We start from the raw sequence: 316 nt of genomic DNA, 5'->3' as shown, positions 1-316 counted from the left end.
CCGCATCGGACGCCATCCTCACGGCCGTGCGCGGCGCCATGCAACCGGCCGAACCGGAGGCTTGATCCCGTCACCGGCCGCGCCGTTCCACTGCCGCGCCGCCGAACACGAGCTGCTGGACGAGCGGCCGTTCGGTAAAGCGCTGCGGGAAGATGGGCGCCGGCCGGCTGGCCGCATTTAGGCGCGTCACGTGGTCCGGATCCAGTTTCACGTCCAGCGCGCCCAGGTTGTCCTGGGCCTGCGCGAGCGTGCGCGCGCCGATGACGGGCGCCGTGACGGCCGGATGCAGCAAGGTCCACGCGAGCGCCACCTGCGC

Annotated in this window: 1 protein-coding gene; it reads right to left on the bottom strand. The window is 72.8% G+C overall.

Going from position 1 to position 316, the window contains the following annotated elements; translation table 11 throughout:
* Window positions 1-70: 70 nt before the first annotated feature.
* Window positions 71-316 (bottom strand): aldo/keto reductase (locus tag ACEN88_RS35010; protein ID WP_413347027.1); only part of this gene is annotated, 246 nt, incomplete at its 5' end.

Origin of the sequence: Massilia sp. CT11-108 (assembly GCF_047302915.1) — a bacterium.
Taxonomy (GTDB): domain Bacteria; phylum Pseudomonadota; class Gammaproteobacteria; order Burkholderiales; family Burkholderiaceae_D; genus Telluria; species Telluria orientalis.
The sequence above is the reverse complement of the archived record's forward strand: the minus strand, read 5'-3'. Positions and strand labels throughout refer to the sequence as shown.